General features: G+C 44.7%; 15 protein-coding genes. 12 read left to right on the top strand and 3 right to left on the bottom strand.

Going from position 1 to position 18,042, the window contains the following annotated elements:
* Positions 1-216 precede the first annotated feature (216 nt).
* The 12 genes from AC3WRW_RS14450 (at position 217) to AC3WRW_RS14395 (ending at position 15,535) form a co-directional block, all read left to right on the top strand.
* Positions 217-3,513: a leucine-rich repeat protein gene (locus AC3WRW_RS14450; RefSeq protein WP_492547007.1), complete on the top strand. Its 3,297-nt coding sequence runs from the start codon at positions 217-219 to the stop codon at positions 3,511-3,513.
* Between the two features lie 414 nt (positions 3,514-3,927).
* Complete coding sequence (locus AC3WRW_RS14445; protein WP_492547006.1) at positions 3,928-4,971, top strand: Bug family tripartite tricarboxylate transporter substrate binding protein; 1,044 nt, start codon at positions 3,928-3,930, stop codon at positions 4,969-4,971.
* A gap of 27 nt (positions 4,972-4,998) precedes the next feature.
* Positions 4,999-5,502, top strand: coding sequence for a tripartite tricarboxylate transporter TctB family protein (locus AC3WRW_RS14440; protein WP_492547005.1), 504 nt, complete (start codon positions 4,999-5,001; stop codon positions 5,500-5,502).
* Between the two features lie 18 nt (positions 5,503-5,520).
* Positions 5,521-7,035 (top strand): tripartite tricarboxylate transporter permease, encoded by a 1,515-nt coding sequence (locus tag AC3WRW_RS14435; RefSeq protein WP_492547004.1) that lies wholly within the window; start codon positions 5,521-5,523, stop codon positions 7,033-7,035.
* A gap of 80 nt (positions 7,036-7,115) precedes the next feature.
* Positions 7,116-8,189, top strand: coding sequence for a Gfo/Idh/MocA family protein (locus AC3WRW_RS14430; RefSeq protein WP_492547003.1), 1,074 nt, complete (start codon positions 7,116-7,118; stop codon positions 8,187-8,189).
* Positions 8,190-8,311: 122 nt separating this feature from the next.
* Positions 8,312-10,009, top strand: coding sequence for a methyl-accepting chemotaxis protein (locus AC3WRW_RS14425; protein WP_492547002.1), 1,698 nt, complete (start codon positions 8,312-8,314; stop codon positions 10,007-10,009).
* Positions 10,010-10,205: 196 nt separating this feature from the next.
* Positions 10,206-11,246, top strand: coding sequence for a LacI family DNA-binding transcriptional regulator (locus tag AC3WRW_RS14420; RefSeq protein ID WP_492547001.1), 1,041 nt, complete (start codon positions 10,206-10,208; stop codon positions 11,244-11,246).
* Between the two features lie 147 nt (positions 11,247-11,393).
* Positions 11,394-12,080 carry a response regulator transcription factor gene (locus tag AC3WRW_RS14415; RefSeq protein ID WP_492547036.1) on the top strand — a complete coding sequence of 229 codons (687 nt, stop codon included), beginning with the start codon at positions 11,394-11,396 and terminating at the stop codon, positions 12,078-12,080.
* The gene (locus tag AC3WRW_RS14410) at positions 12,070-13,329 is read left to right on the top strand and encodes a sensor histidine kinase (RefSeq protein ID WP_492547000.1); all 1,260 of its coding nucleotides are present in this window, start codon (positions 12,070-12,072) and stop codon (positions 13,327-13,329) included. The genes AC3WRW_RS14415 and AC3WRW_RS14410 overlap by 11 nt, the downstream gene beginning before the upstream one ends.
* An 88-nt stretch (positions 13,330-13,417) precedes the next feature.
* On the top strand, positions 13,418-13,852 hold the full coding sequence (locus AC3WRW_RS14405) for an FMN-binding protein (RefSeq protein WP_492546999.1): 435 nt from the start codon (positions 13,418-13,420) through the stop codon (positions 13,850-13,852).
* An 11-nt stretch (positions 13,853-13,863) separates the two neighbouring features.
* Positions 13,864-14,745, top strand: a complete 882-nt coding sequence (locus AC3WRW_RS14400) for an FAD:protein FMN transferase (RefSeq protein ID WP_492546998.1) — start codon at positions 13,864-13,866, stop codon at positions 14,743-14,745.
* Position 14,746: 1 nt separating this feature from the next.
* A complete protein-coding gene (locus AC3WRW_RS14395; RefSeq protein WP_492546997.1) occupies positions 14,747-15,535 on the top strand; it encodes an RnfABCDGE type electron transport complex subunit D in 789 nt (262 codons plus the stop codon).
* On the opposite strand, the gene AC3WRW_RS14390 is transcribed toward AC3WRW_RS14395, so the two are convergent.
* The 3 genes from AC3WRW_RS14390 to AC3WRW_RS14380 are packed head-to-tail and all read right to left on the bottom strand — an operon-like array spanning position 15,461 to position 18,032.
* On the bottom strand, positions 15,461-16,570 hold the full coding sequence (locus tag AC3WRW_RS14390; RefSeq protein ID WP_492546996.1) for a GerAB/ArcD/ProY family transporter: 1,110 nt from the start codon (positions 16,568-16,570) through the stop codon (positions 15,461-15,463). The genes AC3WRW_RS14395 and AC3WRW_RS14390 overlap by 75 nt on opposite strands.
* Positions 16,571-16,585: 15 nt before the next feature.
* A complete protein-coding gene (locus AC3WRW_RS14385) occupies positions 16,586-16,819 on the bottom strand; it encodes a hypothetical protein (RefSeq protein ID WP_492546995.1) in 234 nt (77 codons plus the stop codon).
* 10 nt (positions 16,820-16,829) lie between these two features.
* On the bottom strand, positions 16,830-18,032 hold the full coding sequence (locus AC3WRW_RS14380) for a Ger(x)C family spore germination protein (protein WP_492546994.1): 1,203 nt from the start codon (positions 18,030-18,032) through the stop codon (positions 16,830-16,832).
* Positions 18,033-18,042: the final 10 nt, after the last annotated feature.

Here is an 18,042-nt window from a genome sequence, read left to right as displayed (position 1 = left end):
ATTTGAATATCGAATGGTACGAGCTGCTGAACATTTTTAATCCAGATATGTAAACGGTTACATGTTGTTTATCCGAATATCTGCATGAATCATGTATTTTATTTTTTTAGGGGGTGGTTGAATGGGAATTATAAAGGAAGACGGTCATGAGAAAATAAATTAACAGGAAAAAGCGACAAAAACCAATCCTAAAATGAGTTTTGGAGGAGTGAGGACATGTATAAAAAAGCCCGGAAAGTGCTAAGTTTCGCTTTGGCAATCCTTATTGCATTGACATCGCTTCAATTTACTATGGGCACAAAAGCTCAAGCCGCTACAGCCGGAGAGGCTGTTATCACGTTTAAAAACACCAAGGACAATATTCTCGACCTATTGGCGGCAGCCGGATATGACTCCACGATTCCCACGCAAGCAGCTGCCTTGAAATCGGTTGTCATTAAAGCAGGGAGCGCAAAGAAAGTGTTTGCGAATGCCGATTTTAACTCGGGGACTAAATCTTTAAGCAATTACATAAACCTCGTCTCTTTTATAATCGAAAAACCGGATGATCCTACCTATCTGACATGGAACGGGAACAAAGTACCTAATAACGCCTTTAAAGGTCTTGTGAATCTGAAACAAGTGAAAATAGGGATTGATACTTCCTACATCGGATCATCGGCATTTGAGGGGTGTACCTCGCTGGAAACTGCTGAGTTTGGGCTGACCCGCACGCTGGGTCCATATGCTTTCAAAGGAGCTACCAGTCTTAAATCGCTTACTTTTAATAAAACCTATCTACCGATCGGGCTTGACGATTATGTTGGGCCGCCTCCAGCACCGGGCGACTGGTTTCATGGCGTTGACACGGACAACCTAAACATTTATGTGCCCACAGATGCGGTTGACGCTTTCCAAGCCGATGAGGATTGGAGCGGTTTTGGCAACATGATGTCCAATGGCGACAACACACCGAAAGATGCCGATGCCGGAGCGCCTGCAACGCAAAATGTTATAATTGATAATTTTACGACGAAATCTTTGAAGAGCGCCATCGACAGCTCCAATTTTAAGGGCACCGACTACGGGGATATTAAAGTTCTCACGATTAAAGCAGGCATTCTAGATCCTACTGACTGTACGTTTATTGCAACCAGTCTAAAGAAGCTTGAAGAACTTTATATTATTGGAACATCTAATTTTGCAAATGGGACCATTCCGAAAAACGCCTTTGAAGGCAACAGATTCCTGAAAAAAGTTAAAGCGGATAACGTAACGACAATTGGAGTGAAAGCTTTTAATTTATTTGAAAGCTTGAACGAAGTTGACTTTCCGAATGTGACAACGATTAGCTCGCAAGCATTTGCACAAACAAAGGGCTCAAGCGCCAGCAAGTTGACTACAGCAAGATTTCCCAAACTTCAAGTTATTGAACAAAGAGCATTCTATTTCTGTGTAAATTTGACGGATTTGTACTTGGGAAGCGTACCCCCAACGCTTACTGTGCCAGAAGGCAAACAAGGCTTGTGGTTCAATTTCGTGACAAACATGACGATACATGTGCCTAGCTTGGCTGTATATAATGAGTATATCAAGCTTGAGAACAGCGATCAGATTGACTGGAGCGCAATGACTTTTGTCGCAGACAACGGAGATGCACTGCCTGTCATAACGCCGGCGGCACCGTACGTTGACGCTGATTATGACTATTTGCGCGAGAATCATCCGGTGCCGTACTACAACGGTGATTACAAATTAAGCCTCAACATGTACACCTTTAACATGAATTTAAACTCATGGCTGCAAGGGCGGACGTCCCCCGTGCCGATGACGACGCTGGATGCGATACAGTGGGCGCACGATCATGGATTTGACGCTGTTGACGTTACGTGCTATTACATTCCGGGGTATAGCAATACGGCCATGCCGACACCTGAGCAGCAAGTGGCCATTCATGCCTATGCGAAACAAATTAAAGATTTGGCCGGAAGTTTGGGTATTGCGATAAGCGGGACAGGCATTCAGAATAACTTTGCCGACCCGAATCAGGCGAGACGCGATTTAGATATTGAGCGTATTAAGTTTTGGACTCAGATAGCATCTGAAATGGGCGCGCCTGTTATTCGTGTGTTTTCCGGCCCTCCGCCAGTTGACATCACGCGCACAGGCTGGGCGGCCATCACGCACGATCGTATTGTGCCTGCCATTCAGCAAGTTGCGGATTTTGCCGCAGCCAATTATCCGACGGTACAAATAGGCCTCCAAAACCACGGGGATATGCTGGCTACGGCCAACCAAGTGCTGCAGACTGTGAAATGGATCAATAGACCCAACGTTGGCATTGTGAACGATACGGGATACTACAGAGATTTTATGAATACCGACGCTACGCAATATGATTGGTACAAGGATATCTCCCTTATCCTGCCTTATTCAAACAATTTCCAGGTTAAGAAGAAGCCCGGTGGTGCCGAGACAACGGAGCTTATGGACCTGAACAAATTGTTCGGGATTATTAGAAACAGCCCGTACCGTGGTTATATTCCGGTTGAATTGTTATGGCTTCCCAACGATGACGGCTATCCGGGCAAACTGGAAACACCGCCATACGATGAAACATCAGCGTTCCTTGCGTCGATGAGAAAAGCGATGGAAGTCACGAAGAAAACAGTTGCTGATCTGAACGGCATTTCGGTAAAATCATTGCCGAATCAAACAAGCTACACAGTCGGCGATACTCTTGACACAACTGGCTTGGTGATTGAAGCAACTTACAGCGATGGCAAACAAGTAAGCGTAAGCGGCTATACCGTAACTCCAGCAAACGGTACGCTGCTCAGCACAACCGGCACCAATACGGTCACTGTCAGCTACACTGAGGGCAGTGCGACTAAGACTGCAACCTTTACTGTAACGGTTAACGAGGCTAGCCGTGTAACAAATGCCACATTAACTGGAACGAACAGTATCGGTTCCGGTCAGTCATTTGATTTGAACTTTGGCTTAACTGGTGTGACGCAAACTTTCTACGCCCAAGATTTGACCCTTACGTTTGATCCGGCACAGCTGGAACTTATCTCTATAGATCCTTTAGTGAAGGATCAATTTTCGGTGGTCACTTCGGAAAAAGCACCGGGACAAGTCCGAATTCTTCTTGCCAGCTTAGGCGAGAACCATGCGGTACATGCAGATGGAAACTTGCTGAGATTGAGCTTTAAAGCGAAATCGATCGCGCAAACGGCGACCGGAACCGTAACTTTGATGAACGTTACGCTAGCAAACGGTAATGGCGTGGAGACATCGGTTAGCGGTGCTTCGCACAATGTGCAAATTACTGTGATCCCTCGAGTTCCGGGCGATTTGAACAGTGACGGCAAGGTGACCATCGGAGATTTGGCTATCGTAGCAGCTTGGTATGGTAAAACGTCTGCGGATCCGAAATGGGAGCAATACAAAATTGCGGATATTAATAATGATGGCAAGATTGACATCATCGACCTGGCGGCCGTAGCGAAACAGATTCTTCAGAATTAAGTGTTACGAATAGCGGGGAAAGCAGAACAGCAAATATAAATCGTTTAAATGGCTATAAGGGGTCATTCTAAGGCAGTCGTATAGACTGCCTTAGAATAACCTGCTTTTCCTACTGGAATTTTGAATAGTAAATTCAGTTGTATCTGCGATTGAATTCAGATTATTCGCATAATACAAAAAAGGTCTTGACAGCAATTGGGAAAGGAGATTAAGATATAACTCAGGAAACGCTTACATTGTTTAAGTAAACGTTTACCTTCAGCAAGTAAACGTTTAACTAAAAGGGGAGGTATTTATATCAGAGAGAGATTAACGATGAAATATGCGAGGACATTGAAAGCTTTGAAAGCAGATTTTCAAGTGAGCTTTTGTCGTGTTATTAACTAATAAACTAATCCATCAGGAGGAAGTACAATGAAAAAACAACAGATCGTTATCGGTGTTGCTGCAGTAGCTGTTATCGGACTAGCCTTAGGTTGGCCGAAGATTGCGCCAATGTTCAAGGGTTCGGCAGCGCAGTTCCCCTCAAAAGATATTACTTTAATTGTGCCCTACGCACCAGGGGGCGGAACAGATCTTACCACTAGGGCCGTAGCAGATGAAATGTCCAAAGCGTTAGGTAAAAACATTAGCGTTGTCAACACACCTGGTGCCAGTGGTTCAGTCGGAACGATTAACGTTTGGAACGCTCCGCATGACGGGTATACCATTATGGGGAACGGCTTTATGTCATTCTCAAGCTATCCGGTTATGGGTTACACAGAACAAACATTCCGCGATTGGAACCTTTGGATTACATCATTTTCTCCGAATGTTGTGGCTGTGAAGCCGGACTCCAAATATCAGGATATAAGTCAATTAATTAAAGGTTTAAAAGACAATCCTGGGAACGTTTCGATAGGAACAGCAGGTGTTGGAACAGGCGGGCATATCGCCAGCGAAGTGCTTAAATCTAACCTTGGTTTTACTTACAAGCACGTACCATATGCAGGAGGCAACCCTGCCATCATAGCAACAATTTCAGGAGAAGTAGAAGTTGTGCCTCAATTGTCCATGGAAATGGTTGATATGATTCGAGGCAAAAAATTAAAAGGGCTTGCTGCGCTGACAGATAAACCACTCACTATCGATGGCGCTGACCCGATACCTTCCATAACGCAAGCTGCTCCAGAATTGAAATCGGTTGTCCCACTTGGTGAAGCGTTTGGTATCGGTGTACCTAAAGATACGCCGGCTGATGTGGTAAAGAAAATTGATGAAGCATTCAAAAAAGCAATTGCTAGTGATAGCGTCAAGAAATTTGCTAAAGAAAAAGGTGTAGAGATCTTAGGTTACAGTGGTGATCAGGCGCAGCAATATGTTGAGAAACTTGCTTCGACAGTGGATTGGGCATTGTATGACGGTGGAGTAGCCAAAATTTCTCCTGAGAAATTTAACATTAAAAAGCCAACAAAATAAATTTGATAGAAATAAGGTGAGCGGCAGATGGAGAAGAACTCAGGCACAGCGGCAGGAACGCCTAAACATCTGGATTTTATAACGTCAATCTGTTTGTTTCTAGTTTCCGTTTATATTTTAGTGGATAGCATGAAGATGGTAAAAACTGTCGGAGGCCCGATATATGCATCACCGGGCCTGCTCCCGATCATCATTGGAAGCATGTTGTTGCTATGTACTGTTGTTTTATTTGTTAAAAGTATAAAGAGTGTGGGTTTTATAGGAAACTTGCGTGCGATAAGCGAGTGGTTTGGCCCGTTTATCAAGGATACAGATACACGTGGTATGCTTACAGGGATTGTCATTATTGCTGCGTATTGCTTTATCCTCGTGCCAAGGCTTCCATTTTTATTATCATCGGTTATTTTTATGGTATTTCTGATGAAAGTAATGAATGCGGGATCGTATTTAAAAATTATTTTGACAGCTGTTGCCGTTAGCATTTTCTTATACGTTCTTTTTGAAATTATATTCAAAGTTCCTTTATTCTAAGGAGAGAAGGCAAACAAAATGACATTGCACTATACACTAGAGGCTTTATCCTCTCTAATGTCCCCGGTCAATTTAATTACACTCGTTCTATCTGTATTCTTTGGATTGATTGTAGGGGTATTACCGGGCTTGACCTCAACGATGGCGATTGCTCTTTTAACTGGTTTAACATATAGCGTTTCCGCAGAAACAGCTATTTTATCCCTTGTCGGCGTGTATGTTGGCGCGATATCGGGTGGCGTCCAAACCGCCATTTTGTTGAACATACCGGGCACACCCGCTTCAGCGGCAACGGCGCTTGACGGTTATAAGATCGGTCAGAGAGGGGAAGGCGGGTTAGGTATTTTTGTCGGGAATTTCTCTGCTTTTCTCGGGACACTTTTCGGCGCTGTTTGCGTCCTGGTGCTCAGTCCGCTGCTGTCGACGATCTCCCTGAAGTTCGGTTCGTGGGAATTTTTCTTGCTGGCCTTGTTTGGAGTTATCATGTGCGGCAGCTTGACTTCGGGTGGGGACGCAGTTAAAGGATGGATTGCCGGCGCGCTTGGTTTGTTCGTTTCCCAAATCGGGTTAGACGGCATAAATTCATACCCGCGTTTTTCCTTCGGCAGCGTGGAATTGATGGCTGGAATTTCACTGGTACCCATCATGATTGGTTTGTTTGGATTCCCTGAAATTGTAAATTCATTTAAGAAGCAGCAGATTAAGGTTCCTACGGAGGTCCTTGATTTACGAGTCAAAAAGGGCTTGAAAATCATGAAAGGCAATACGCCGACAGTATTTCGCTCGGGTGTGATCGGAGTTCTTATCGGGCTTGTTCCGGGAGTTGGCGAGGATGTTGCAGGCTGGTTGTCCTATTGGGCGGCAAAAGTCCGCAGCAAAAAGAAAGAAGAATTCGGCAAAGGCTCCTATGAAGGTGTCATCGCTGCAGAAACAGGAATCAATTCCACCATCGGCGGACATATCATTCCGCTATTGACTCTGGCCATTCCGGGAAGTACTTCTTCGGCCGTATTGCTTGCAGCTATGTGGCTTCATGGTCTAAGACCAGGACCGTTAATGATGAGCGAATCACCAGGATTTATTTACTCAATGAGCTTGTATTTGACAGCAAGTGCCTTTGTAATGCTGATCTTGGGACTGTTAATCTCCAAATTTACGGTAAAGGTACTTCGGATAGATAAAAGAATCCTGATGCCCGTTATCTTTGTTATTTGTGCCGTAGGTTCGTATGTCATTGATAACAAAATTTCAAGTATCTATATCATGTTTATTTTCGGTATTGTTGGGCTGCTGATGTCCAAAATGAAATTTCCAGCTTCACCGTTTTTGCTTGGAGTTGTTCTTGGGCCGATGGCAGATACGAACTTAAGACGTGCTCTGGTTCTATCTGGCGGCAGTCTTGAGCCGTTATTTACAAGACCTTTGTGCTTAATCTTAGTAATCTTCATTCTGTTTGTCGTATTATCGCAGTTTAATGCGTTTAAGAAGTTAAAAGGACTTTTTCCAAGCAAGAACAACATTGCAGCGAAATAATAGAAAGAGAATAAGGATTCTGCCTGTTATCCTAATGAGAAAACGGCAGAGTCAATTATTCTTCATGGAGGAGTAGAGAGATGAGCAAAGAACAGTACGGGTTCGCGATCATTGGTGCAGGCGTAATTGGCCATACTCATGCCCAACGATTGTTAGAAGTTGAGAAAGGGAAATTAGTCGTAATCTGTGATCAGAGTGAAGAAAAAGCACGCGGTTTCGGTGAAAAATATGGTTGTGAGTGGTCCTGCAATTTAGAGGAAGTGCTTGCTCGCCCTGATGTAGACATCGTAAATATATGCTTGCCGAGCGGTATGCACGCAAAGTTCACGATCGCTGCTGCCCGTGCAGGAAAACATATTATTACGGAGAAGCCAATCGATATTACCGCAGAGAATGCTCTGGAAATGATTAAAGAATGCCGTCAAGCGGGAGTCAAGTTAGCCGTTATTTCACAGCATCGGTTACAGCCTTCTACCCAGCAAGTTAAGCAGGACATTGAAGAAGGTAAATTTGGAAAATTAGTTCTGGGATCTGCTGCGATTAACTGGTACCGTTCACAAGAATATTATGATAGTGGAGCTTGGCGTGGAACCTGGGCATTTGACGGGGGCGGGGCATTAATGAACCAAGGAGTACATACAGTTGATGTCTTGCAGTATTTAATGGGGCCCGTCGAAAGCGTTTATGCGCACTGTGAAACATTAGGGCACGATAGAATTGAAGTTGAAGACGCAGCCGTAGCCACTTTACGTTTTCGCAACGGAGCTATTGGTACACTAGTAGCTACCACCTGCGCCTATCCGGGGCTTACTGCGCGTATTGAAATATTCGGAAAAGACGGAAGTGCTGTTATAGATGGCGATGAGCTCGTATTTAGAAAATCAAAATCTGAAACGGGGGAAGACGATGCTAACGTTAAAACGACCATGTCCGTGACAAAAGGAGGATCAACAACTGCCGGAAACCCGGGTGCAGTTGATGGAACGGGGCATATTAAACAAATGAATGACATGATTGCAGCGATTGAAGAAGATCGCGAGCCTGTTATCAATGGCGAGGAAGGGTATAAACCACTGGAGATTATTTTGGCGATTTACGAATCAGCTCGTACAGGTCAGACTGTGACACTGTTAAACCAAGCTACTGTGGTCTAATGAAATTTTTAAGTCTTAAGTAAACGTTTACCTAGCGTCAATTGAGGCCGACAACACACTATGTATTGTAGTGAGTTATCGGCTTTTTTTTCAAGGTATATTGAATAAAAGGGGGGCTTAACTTGCGATTTACCATTCGATTTAAGCTTATATCAGGATTTCTGGCACTTTTGTTATTATTTTCGATTGCAATCTCATGCAATATATGGATTCATGCAAAGGTAGACACATTAACGAATGACATTATGAATAGTAAAAACGAACAATCCGTACTGCAAAAAATTACTTGCTTAGTCCGCTCTGCGAACGATGATGGCGGCAGGTATCTAATGAGTGCAACTGCCGATGGTAAGGAAAAATATATGTCCATGATGAATAAAGACATAGAAGATGTCTCTGAACAATTGAAGCTGATTATTAAAGGTCATTTCCATGATAACGAGCAATTGCAATCAATTACAGCTTTCGATTATGAATGGAATAAATACCTTCAAGGAATTGACGCATCATTTAGGGCAGTACAAAGCAAGGGAACCGGGTCAGCTCAATTGATGTATACGCAGGTTCCGTTTGATCCCGTAATTAACTCATTAATTACATATAATGATGGATTATCAACATTGATTCTAAGGCAAGATGCGGCTATCGTCACGTTCAAGTCTTTTGTCAAAAGATTTAATATAATCATCATAGCGCTTACTTTATTAATTGGAATAGCTCTTGCATTGATCATCTCGGGAAGAATAGTAAAACCTGTGCTTCTAGTTAATAGACAATTGAAGGAAATTGCGGAGGGAGAAGGAGATCTGACAAAACAAATTCATGTAAAAACCAAGGATGAAATCGGTGATTTAGCTTTTTATTTTAATCAGATGATACATAACCTTCGGGGTATGGTGCAGCAGATAAGCTTAACGGCGCAACAGATAGCATCCTCTTCTGACCATTTAAATGCTTGTTCCCAACAAACAGGTCAAGCAACTGAACATATTGCATATAGCATGCAGGAAATGGCTTCTAGATCCGATATGCAAGTACTAAGTTTGAATGAAAGTGTTGCAAAGATAATCACAATGTCGTTGGGAATTCAGCAAATTGCCACTAACACGCAGGAAATGTCGAGAACGTCCGCAATCTCATCTGAGGTTGCACATGCAGGCAATCAAGCTGTAAAAATGGGAATAGATCAAATGAATTCTGTTAAGATAACCATCCATAGCTTAGCGGAAATTGTACATCATCTTGGTGAACAGCTCTTAGAAATTGATCAATTTGCCACTGTAATTACGGAGCTGGCAACACAAACAAATTTATTGGCACTAAATGCGGCGATTGAATCCGCGCGTGCCGGTGATTATGGCAAGGGATTTGCGGTTGTCGCAAATGAAGTAAAGAAACTTTCCATGCAATCAGACAGCTCGGCCCAAAAAATTGCTGAACTCATCCAAACCATTCATATTGAAACTGATAAAGCTGTTCATTTTATGGAAAAGACGTTAATCGAGGTAAATGCTGGTACGACGGTTATGAATGAGGCAGGTGAATCTTTTGGGAGAATACAATTATCAGTAAGTGGCGTATCGATGCAAGTTGAGGCCGTCTCTTCGGCGGTTGAACAGATGTCGGCCAACTCAGAAGAGGTTGTGAATATGATAAACGCCGTTTCACTGTTATCGCGGGAAACTGCGTCAGGGACACAAACCGTTTCAAGCGCATCTGAGGAACAACTAGCCTCTATGGAGGAACTCTCTTCTTCAGCAGTGTATCTGGCTAATATGGCGGAAGAACTTCAAACTTTAGTAAGGAAATTTAAAGCATAACTCCTAAAGGGTCCTTAAGGGTACTGCCCGAGCATTGTCCATGTTCCGTTAACCTTAATAATTGTAGAGATAGACCTTGACTTCAAATGGAAAGATACCTAAAATTAGTGAAATAGGTTTGTGTTTTTTTTATAAATTCTTGGGGAAATTTTATATTAGAAAGTAAACGTTTACCTTATGTTGAGGAGGGGAAATCGTGACTATTATAGATAAACCGAAAAAAAAGAAATATGCAACTCTTAATGATGTAGCCAAGTTGGCGGAAACTTCAATTGCCACTGTATCATATATTCTCAATGATTCCAACAAACGGTATGTAAGTTCAGAGTTAAAGGAACGGGTAATTCAAGCGGCTAAGGAACTTAATTATATGAAAAGTGCCGTAGCCAGCTCCTTAAAAGGCAAAGAACGCGGCATCCTTTCCGTACTAATTCCGCAGTTCGATAATCCTTTCTTTACCCGAATCGTCGTTGTCATTGAGGAAGTAGCCCGCAGTCGAGGATACTTTGTTTCAATTAGTACAACCGTGGATGATATGGAGAGAGAACGGGAAATTATTAAAAAGATGATTGAACAGCGTGTGGATGGACTCATTATAAGCCCAACCATTCAAGGGACAGAAAATACGGACCATCTGCGCAGCTTAGGCATACCCTATGTTATTTTGGAAAGGCCATTAGTCGGCGTCGATCAATATGATTTTGTTGGTTGCGATAATTGGAGCTGTGGATATACCGCGGCAAAGCATTTGCTTGAGCATGGACATACCGAGATTGGATTTATTGGATGGGATACGTTTATTAATGTTCAAGAGAGGAAACTGGGTTTTCTCGCCGCTATGAAAGAGCATGGCATTGAGGTCAAGCCTGAGTGGATTCAATTAGGCGGCCTTGGTGCTGAATCAGGTTATCGGTTTATGCCGCATCTGCTGGATTCTAAAGTAACTGCAGTTGTGTTTGGCCACCATGCTTTGGCTGAGGGGGGCGTTCAACTACTAAGAGAACAAGGGATACGCATACCTGAAGATCTGTCCGTTGTTATTATTGGTACTCCAAATTGGACGCAGTTGAATGCACCCAAATTTACATGTATTGACCAATCAGAACGTCTTATTGGAGAAACGGCCGCTGACGTCTTGCTTAGTAATGTTTTTGAGGAAAATAAGAGTAAGTCTTGGCAAACGCTAAAAATAGCTTGCGAAATTTTGCCTGGAGAATCGGTAAAAAAATTAAACTAACGTATGAGTGAGCGATTAGCAAAGCACTTTGGTTGAACGTTGGTGGCTGGTGACGGTCAGATTGCAGGGAAGCCCCGTTTTTATAACGTTGGGTTTCTCTTTTTTTCTGGTAAAATGAAGGAATAATTAGGCATGAGGTGGATGCAGTTGAAAATACTAATCGTTGAGGACGACTTACCGCTGCTTGAGGCGATTAAGGAAATATTTGAAAATGAGTCCTTCGACACGACGGGGACTTCGATGGGAGATGAAGGGTGCTTCTTGGCGGAGCAAGGAAGTTACGACCTTATTCTCCTTGACGTGATGCTGCCGGGAATGAACGGACTGGACATTGTAAAGCATTTGCGTGGCCATCAAATTTCAACGCCGATCATCATGCTGACTGCGAAAGACAGTGTGGAAGATTGTGTGAGGGGGCTGGATGCCGGGGCTGACGACTATGTGACGAAACCTTTTGCTGTCAGTGTACTGCTCGCTCGAGCAAGGGCGGTATTGCGAAGACGCGGGACCATTGATCTAGATGGAAAAATGTCGTGCGGGCAAATTCAGCTGGTACCTGGCTTAAGGGATGCTTATGCCGGGGAAGAGCCTTTGCGATTAACGCCTAAGGAGTATGAGCTATTGGAATTTTTCCTGTGCAACAAGGAACAAATTTTATCCAGAGATCAAATCTTCGAACGGATCTGGGGGTTTGAATCGGAATCTGCTTCAACAGCGGTCGATGTCTATGTTCATCATTTGCGCAAAAAACTTGCGCCTTATGGCGGAGAGATCTATTTAAAAACAATTCGCGGGGTAGGGTATTTGTTTAAGGGAGATTCCAATGTTCAATAAAACGCGAACTCAATTGGTGCTGTTAAATTCTGTGGTCGTTGTATTGATTTTGTTAGTATCTGGAATTATTTTGTATATTCATTTGTCTTTTCGCTTATTTCATCAAGTTGATGAGGCGATTGTCAATATTTCCAGATCCATGCAAGCGAGCTCCATCGATCAAATGCTGCAAGCCGATCATCCGGAGCCTGATGCCGACAGGAGAACTTCTTATTTTTTCTGGGACGATCAAGGGCAATTAATCAATCAATATCCGAAGCAAGCGTTCTCTCTGGATGACGCTTTTCGCTTCAAGCGTATTAGCAGCAATGGGGATATGCAGAATGTGTATGCACGTGGGCACGAATACCGGATATTGGGATTCCATAATCCAATGAACGAAACGGTCGATTCAGCTTCCTTATCCCATGCTTCGTACGTAGTTGTCGTTAGAAGCTTAGAAGCTGAGAATGGCATGCTTCAGACGCTTCGTACGGATCTTGGCCTGGCCGGCGCAGCAGGTGTGCTGTTCTCGATCATGGCCGGATTCTACCTGGCAGGACGCTCACTTGTGCCGATTCGGAGGTCATGGAATAAACAACAGCAATTCGTTGCCGACGCCTCCCATGAGCTGCGTACGCCAACCTCCGTTATCCATACTCGCGCCGAGCTTTTGTTTCGGCATCCTCAGCATACGATCGAGCAGGAAAGTCAGAACATTGCCCTCATTTTGAAGGAAAGCAAGCGAATGGGGAAGCTGATCGACGATCTGTTGACACTCGCAAGAACGGATTCCAACCAACTGCAAATTAATGCCGCGACAATACCGCTTCACCCTATTCTCGAAGATCTTGCCGAGCAATTTGAGCTGCTGGCGGAAACCAAATCTATCCGCATCCGCTCGCATTTCCAACCTGCCGTGATATGGGGGGACGAAAGCCGCCTTCGGCAATTGTTTATTATTTTATTGGATAATGCTCTAAAGTATACGCCGCCATACGGGACCATTGAGATAACCTGTCACAGCTTGTCACATTCTATACAGGTTATCGTGAAAGACAGCGGTTGCGGGATCGATGAAACCGATCTTCCGCATATTTTCGAGCGTTTCTACAGAGCGGATAAGTCACGTTCCCGCACAGAGGGCGGAACAGGGCTCGGACTTTCGATCGCCGAGTGGATCGTGCATGCGCATAAAGGCAGCATTCGCGTAACGTCCCAGATTTCCGGCGGGACCGAAGTTCAGATCAATTTTCCAAAGAAAAATTAGGCGACCGTGCATGCAGGTGTGTTTTAATAAAATTTAAATGTTTGCTCCTTATAATCAAAATATCGATGAAGTTGTAGGGAGGATTCACATGGCGAAAATGAACAAAAAATGGGTCGCCTTGTGTTCAACGGCTATTGGAGCTGTGTATGCCGCTGGATATTTTGCAACCGAGACCCAAGCTACCGTACAGCAACCGCAACCGATACAACAACTACAGTCCCAAGTTGCACAGGTCAAAAGCGCTCAACCGAATCGGATGTATAAAGAGGGTACCTATACGGGCACAGGAAGTAATCGACGCGGATCGATCCAGGCCACAGTAACGATAAAAAACGATCGGATTACGGATGTCGAAATCAGTCATTTTGCGATGCATTATACCATTGATGACGTTGCAGGGCTGCCGCAAGAAGTGATGCAGAAACAAAGTGCGCAAGTACAAAATGTATCGGGCGCAACGTATAGTACCCAAGCATTTAAAGACGCCATACAAGATGCGCTTTCCCAGGCGCGAAACGCCTGATGGTCACAATTATGAAGAAAACAAAATTATTTATGGATACCGTTGTAGATATTAAGGTCGTCACACAGCAACCAAAGGATCGGATCGAAGCTGCCATTGACCGGGCCTTCGAAGCCTTTCGGAAAGTCGAACATGCCTGCAGCCGTTTCAGCCTTGACAGCGAAATGATGGAGGCGTGCCGGCAAATTCGAACTCCCGTCAAAATCAGTCCGCTATTATTTGAACCTCTGAAGTTTGCTTTGGAGATGGCGGAATGGACGAATGGCCTATTCGATCCTGCCGTAGGAAAAGCGATGGAGGATCATGGCTTCAATCAGCATTATTTAACGGGAGAAACGATCCACAGCTTATCGTCAGATTCGGCTACCTTCAGAGATATCATCTTAAATGAACAGGATCGTACGCTCTATTTGCGTAAGCCGCTGGTCATTGATTTAGGGGGAGCAGCCAAAGGATTCGCCATCGATTTGGCCGCTCAAGAGCTCAAAGAATTTGAAGGCTTCGTCATCAATGCCGGCGGAGACCTCTATGCGGGAGGTGTGGATGAAACCGGCAGCAAGTGGAAAATTGGCATTCAGCATCCCGAGCGCCAAGGAGAAGTCATCCAAACGATTGAAATCTCCAATGAGGCTGTCTGTACCTCGGGAAGCTACGAGCGCAAGAGTGCATTAAGAGCAGGTCTGCATCACATCATCGACCCCGTGACCAAACAGTCTCCAGGTGAATGGGTCAGTTGCAGCGTCATCGCCCCCTACGCCATGCTGGCGGATGCTTTCTCGACAGTCTCTTTCTTACTGGATTGGGACAACGGAAGAACGTTTATTGAGCAAGCTGGACTCCAGGGAATTTTCATTACTTCCGGTCTGCAAATCTATCAAGTCGGGGGGATCTAAATTGACTACGAATCGTTGGGTCAAAACGCCAAAGGGATACGTCATCATTTCCATGGTGGCTTTTTTACTCATAGCTGCTAGTTGGTCACACGACATCAAAGGCATTGTTAATGGCCTTATTGCGGTAGGTGTTTGTTTAGCCATCGATATTCTTTGTTCACGGATAGCCAACAGAAAGCGAGTGCTGCCGGATGGGGCCGTGATCACAGGGTTAATTATTGCTTTGATCCTGAGCACCACTTCCTCATGGTATATTGTTGCGGCAACGTCCGTTATGGCTATTTTGTCTAAACATGTACTTGTCCAAAACAAAAAACCAATCTTTAATCCAGCTGCCTTCGGACTGCTGCTGTCCATCCTTTTGTTTCGAACCGGACAAAGCTGGTGGGGGGCATTTGGGGATCTTCCTGCATGGTCAATCGTGTTTCTCTTGGTTGGCGGATACATGGTAACGAACAGAGTAAACAAATTCCCTCAGGTTTTTTCATTTCTTGGGACATATTTCATTTTATTGTTTATTATGGGTGTTTTAAATATGGGAGACGCTGCTGACGCGCTTCGGTCGCCTTTTATCAATGCATCCCTGTTCTTTGCTTTATTTATGCTTACAGATCCGCCTACTTCACCTGCCAAGGATAAGGATCAAGTCATCTTCGGTATTCTTACCGCGGTAGTCGGAGCGGCTGTTTATGGTTGTTTTGGAGGGTTAATGTACTTATTTATTGGATTGCTTGTAGGAAACCTTTATCATTTTTTGAAACCAAGATCCGAGAAGAAGCAGAAGCGGTAAAAAAAGGGTGAAAATAAGTGCGAAAGGCGCCCAATTTTTCCCCAGAAAATCATTGATGAAGATCGTATTGGGGTAGCACATCAGGGAGAGAACGATCATTCCCAATGCGAAAGGAACGACCAGCGGCTTCTCATCCCGGATGTTCACGATTTGAGCGAACCCCAGCAGAGAAGCGTGGAAGGTGAGTACGATTTTGAGGAAAATGGACAGCACCCAAATGGAGATCAAAATGCCTTCGACCCGTTCGAGGAAGTGGCCAATACTAATATTTTTGGCAAGCGTGTAGGCCGGAAACAATTGGTTGGATGTGAGCTCCGAACTCAGCACGGCTATGCTCCCGACCGTCGTTAAAAGCAGGATAGCGCCCCCGATTCCAATTCCCCAAATAAAGCTGATTTGACGGCCTTTCTGTTTGGCAACGAACGGATAGAACATGAGCAGCACAATCATCTCCTGCAATCCGTAGAAGGTAAATCCGCCCCGCAGAACCGGCCTTATGCCAAACTCCATAACCGGCATGAAATTTCTCATATCGAATCTGGGCAGCAGCGGCACAATGAGCAGCAAAAATAGGAGAATCAGCCATGGGAAGAAGACGACGGCCGCCCTCGAATACACGACAAAACCGGACCGGACGGCCAACACGACAACAAGAATAAACAGCATTTGCAGCGCCTCTATCGGCGTTTCCTGCATGATCTGGGAAGTTACGAAATAACCCAGATCCCCGATCATCAGCGAAGCCAGCAAATAAAAAAACAAGACAAAAGCCAGCGATACGGCTTTACCCGCCCATTTGCCAAGCACAGTTTCGCAATATTGGACCAAGGTTTGCCCGGCAAAGCGTTCTCCTAATCGAGCATATAACACGGCGTTCAAAGCATTGAAAGCAACGCCTGTGAGGCATGCCAGCCATGCGTCCTGCTTTGCCTCGAGAGCAAGCCCTGAAGGCGTAATCAGGATGGACGTGCCGATCATGAAAAAAGTAACGAGTATCGTGAAAGAGCTTCTGCTTATGATTTGTTGCTTCTCCATGGAGCCGTCCCCCTTTCATTGCAAAATGGAATAAACCGCTTGAGGATAGGGTCCTAGTATCGCCGACAACACAATCAGCGGATTCGGCAAAGGGGCGTTCAAACTTTTTGCGATGCCGAGCACACTGATGCACACTGTAGCAAGAGCCAATATCCAAGCTTCTTTGCGCTTGTCCTTCTTCCACAACGGATGGATTTCTTTCCAGGCTGTCCAGATGAGTGTGAGAACTACCCCAATTAAGAGCAGCATAAGTTGCACCTTATTCTGTCGTTATTTTTTCGATAGGCTGCATAATTGTTCCTATCCGGCGAAGGGTCGACTTGACATGAACCCGTATTTGAACCGTTTGAAAAACATCGCTCCAATTCTTGATTTGATGCCAGGATTGGGGGTATTTCTTGTGAAATGATTTGCCGAAACCATAAATATCCGCCCCGAATTTTTTCTGTATTTTCGCGATGGATTGCTGAATAAGAGTTTCCAATTTGTTGTTGTTTAGCTGCTCAATCTCGTCGACCACCGAGGATTGAGAAAGGTCGACTGTGCATTCGACATCGGCAATATCGCCATCGATTCCGATGTTGACGTCGAATTCGGGAGCGCCATTGACAAGGTGCGGGCGGATGACGGTATTGGAACGAATCGCCTGCAGCGTAATGTGTCCTTGAGATCCCGGACATGGAATATACCCTGTGCTTTGCGAAACTGAATTTTGCACATAATTTAAAGCTTTCGTATCGTTCTCATCCAACCAGCCGACAAATTGGTCCATATTGAAAACAGCCATGCCTGAATATTTAAACAGGGCAGGTGGTTTCACATATTTTGTATTGGCCGACTGCTTCCCGATTTCTTTATTGCCTATAATTTCGATCCCGGTCATGGCGGGACTCTTGCCCGGAGTCCCTATTTCTTGAAGCAGACGGTTAAGATTCATGCTTCCCGTTGCAGACCAATATCTATCGGATGTTTCAAGCATCGTATACATGTTGTTGGCGGGAATCGGATCCAAAGCGCTAATGACGTTTAGAACTTCGGAAGCTTTGGCCTCTTTGGCGACGATGAAATAAAAGTCAGTTCGCATATCCATATTGCGGGACAGGAAATCCAGCGGTTTGCTAATGCCTGCGCGGGCCGCATCCTCACCGAATACAACCATCCGCAGATGGGAGTAGTGCAAAAACCGGGATGCTTTAACACTCATGCGCGATAAGGCTTCAGGAACCGTCATGCCGGTTTCTTCGTAGGCGACTACGGCGTTCGCGTTGCTGGAGCTTGCTTTTTTGGCGGACACTTGACTTGGATTGACAATTTGGATCGTAACTTTATAGCGCTCCCCGATTTTATCAATTCCCATTCCTACGACGATGCTTATACTATTCAATTCATGACTGCTCCAACAACCCGTTAATAAGCAAAGGAACGTAATGAAGCATAAACCGGCGGATATGGCACGATTCAAAGGATGAGCC

The organism is Paenibacillus sp. FW126-R14 (genome assembly GCF_058789495.1).
This window is presented reverse-complemented; position numbering and strand designations above follow the sequence as displayed.

Coding starts and splice junctions, on each gene's coding strand:
- AC3WRW_RS14410 (WP_492547000.1), top strand. CDS start 12,070: ATGTTCAATAAAACGCGAACTCAATTGGTGCTGTTAAATTCTGTGGTC.
- AC3WRW_RS14390 (WP_492546996.1), bottom strand. CDS start 16,570: ATGGAGAAGCAACAAATCATAAGCAGAAGCTCTTTCACGATACTCGTT.
- AC3WRW_RS14385 (WP_492546995.1), bottom strand. CDS start 16,819: ATGCTGCTCTTAATTGGGGTAGTTCTCACACTCATCTGGACAGCCTGG.
- AC3WRW_RS14440 (WP_492547005.1), top strand. CDS start 4,999: ATGGAGAAGAACTCAGGCACAGCGGCAGGAACGCCTAAACATCTGGAT.
- AC3WRW_RS14400 (WP_492546998.1), top strand. CDS start 13,864: ATGAAGAAAACAAAATTATTTATGGATACCGTTGTAGATATTAAGGTC.
- AC3WRW_RS14430 (WP_492547003.1), top strand. CDS start 7,116: ATGAGCAAAGAACAGTACGGGTTCGCGATCATTGGTGCAGGCGTAATT.
- AC3WRW_RS14450 (WP_492547007.1), top strand. CDS start 217: ATGTATAAAAAAGCCCGGAAAGTGCTAAGTTTCGCTTTGGCAATCCTT.
- AC3WRW_RS14445 (WP_492547006.1), top strand. CDS start 3,928: ATGAAAAAACAACAGATCGTTATCGGTGTTGCTGCAGTAGCTGTTATC.
- AC3WRW_RS14435 (WP_492547004.1), top strand. CDS start 5,521: ATGACATTGCACTATACACTAGAGGCTTTATCCTCTCTAATGTCCCCG.
- AC3WRW_RS14405 (WP_492546999.1), top strand. CDS start 13,418: ATGGCGAAAATGAACAAAAAATGGGTCGCCTTGTGTTCAACGGCTATT.